This window comes from Caulobacter sp., assembly GCF_035254145.1.
Lineage (GTDB): Bacteria > Pseudomonadota > Alphaproteobacteria > Caulobacterales > Caulobacteraceae > Caulobacter.
On sequence record NZ_DATFAV010000279.1, the window covers coordinates 1 to 2,203 of the forward strand.

Annotated in this window: 4 protein-coding genes; all 4 read left to right on the plus strand. The window is 72.7% G+C overall.

Going from position 1 to position 2,203, the window contains the following annotated elements; all coding sequences use genetic code 11:
* On the plus strand, window positions 1-787 hold a 787-nt coding region (rsmI, locus tag VJ655_RS17045), incomplete at its 5' end, for a 16S rRNA (cytidine(1402)-2'-O)-methyltransferase (protein ID WP_324113143.1).
* A complete protein-coding gene (locus VJ655_RS17050; protein WP_324113144.1) occupies window positions 784-1,182 on the plus strand; it encodes a YraN family protein in 399 nt (132 codons plus the stop codon). The genes rsmI and VJ655_RS17050, both read left to right, overlap by 4 nt.
* Entirely contained in the window at window positions 1,179-1,994 is an 816-nt protein-coding gene (locus tag VJ655_RS17055; RefSeq protein WP_324113146.1) for a SirB1 family protein, read from the plus strand. The genes VJ655_RS17050 and VJ655_RS17055 overlap by 4 nt, the downstream gene beginning before the upstream one ends.
* A gap of 123 nt (window positions 1,995-2,117) precedes the next feature.
* A partial coding sequence (locus VJ655_RS17060; RefSeq protein ID WP_324113148.1) for a hypothetical protein occupies window positions 2,118-2,203 on the plus strand: 86 nt, incomplete at its 3' end.

Sequence of the window (2,203 nt, forward strand, 5' to 3'; positions counted from 1 at the left end):
GCGCGACATCACCTTGCGCGCCCTGGACGTGCTGGCCGGCTGCGACGTCCTGCTGGCCGAGGACACCCGCGTCACCGGCAAGCTGCTGTCGGCCTACGGGATCCGCACGCGGCTCGAGCGCCACGACGAGCACGTCGCCGAGCGGGCCATTCCGGGCATACTGGAGCGCCTGGAGGCCGGCGAGCGCGTGGCCCTGGTCTCGGACGCCGGCACGCCGATGGTCTCCGATCCCGGCTACCGCCTGGCGCGCGAGGCGATCGCCGCCGGCCATCCGGTGATCCCGATCCCCGGCGCCTCGGCGGCCCTGGCCGCCCTGACGCTGGCCGGCCTGCCGACCGACCGTTTCCTGTTCGCGGGCTTTCCCCCGCCCAAGAGCGCGGCGCGCCGGACCTTCCTCGAAGAGTTCGCCAATGTCCGCGCCACCCTGATCTTCTACGAGGGCGCCTCGCGGGTCGCCGACAGCCTGGCCGACATGGCCGCCGTGTTCGGCCCGCGCCCGGCCGCGGTGTGCCGAGAACTGACCAAGCTCTACGAGACCTGTGTGCGCGGGACCTTGCCCGAACTGGCCGCCGATCCGCGCTTCGAGGCCCCCAAGGGCGAGATCGTCATCCTGGTCGGCCCCGGAGCCGAGAAGGTCGCCACCGCCGACGACGCCGAGGCCGCCCTGCGCGAGGCCATGACCCGCCTGCCGCTGGGCGGGGCCGCCTCCGAGGTGTCCAAGGCGCTGGGCCTGTCGCGCAAGGACCTCTATCGCCAGGCCCTGGCCATGAAGGAGTCCGCCGGATGACGGCCGGGGCGCGCCAGGCCCGGGGCGCGACGGCGCGCAAGCTCGGCCGTCGCGCCGAGGTGCTGGCCGCCCTGTGGCTGATGGCCAAGGGTTATCGCATCCTGGGCTTTCGGCTCGCGACCCCGCTCGGCGAAATCGATTTGCTGGCGCAACGCGGCGGCGTCCTGGCCGTTGTGGAGGTCAAGCAACGGGCCACGATCGAGGACGCCCTGGACGCCGTGACGCCCACACAGCGCGACCGCCTTCGGCGCGCCGCCGCCCATCTAAGCGCCCACCGGACGGGGTTGCGCGCCCTCGACACGCGCCTGGACCTCGTCGCCCTCTCGCCCGGACGGATGCCGCGCCACCTTCCCGACGCCTGGGCCGGCGACCTTGGCCACGGAGGGCCGACGTGACGCGCGAGGAGGCCGAGCAAATCCTCATCCAGGCGGGCGAAGGTCCCGACGAAACGTTTCCTCTGTTCGAGGCCGCGCTGGCCTGCGCCGTCCATGACGATCCCAGCCGCGACACCGCCGCGGCCGTGGCGCTCGCCGCCGAGGCCGTCGAGCGGCTGCGCCGGCGCGTCGAGGCCGAATCGCCCGAGGAGGCGATCGCCGAGGCCCTGGCCGGCGACCTGCGCCTGACGGGCGATGTGCTGACCTACGACCATCCCGACAACGCCGACGTGATCGCCATCGCCGAACGCCGCAAGGGCCTGCCCGTGGCGCTGGGCGTCTTCTATCTGCACGCCGCCCGGACGGTGGGGCTGGACGTGTACGGCGTCGACTTCCCCGGCCACTTCCTGCTGCGGATCGAGACCGAAGAGGGGCCGCTGGCCCTGGACCCGTTTAGCGAGGGACGGGTCGTGCTGCCGTCGGAGCTGTCGCGCCGGGCGCTGCGCACCGGCCTGATGCCCGACGTCGCCTCGCGGCTGGAGCTCTTGATGGCCCCGATCTCCGACCGAGCCGTGTTGATCCGCCTACAGAACAACATCTTCGCCCGCGCCCAGCAGGCCAAGGACTGGCCCCGCGCCGAGCGCTCGGCCCTGCGCCGCGCCCTCTTGAACCCCAACGACCACCGCCCCTGGATCGACGTCGCCGCCGCCCGCGAGGGTCAGGGCGCCCTGGCCGGCGCCCTACAGGCCCTGTCCCGCGCCCAGACCCTGGACGGCGGCGCGGCCATCGCCGCCCGGGCGGCGCGCGAGCGGATGCGGCTCAGACTTAATTAGGGGGATGGCCGCACGCGAACGCATGCGGCTGGGGCTGAACTAGAACGTCGGCCGTTGGACGCGGGCGAAAGAACGCCTAACTAAGCCGTCACGCCAGACGCCCGGAAAACCCCAGGAGCCCCCATGTCGCTGCGAGTCGCCGTCCAGATGGATCCCGTCCTGGGGATCAACATCGACACCGACACGACCTTCCTGATGATGATGGAGGC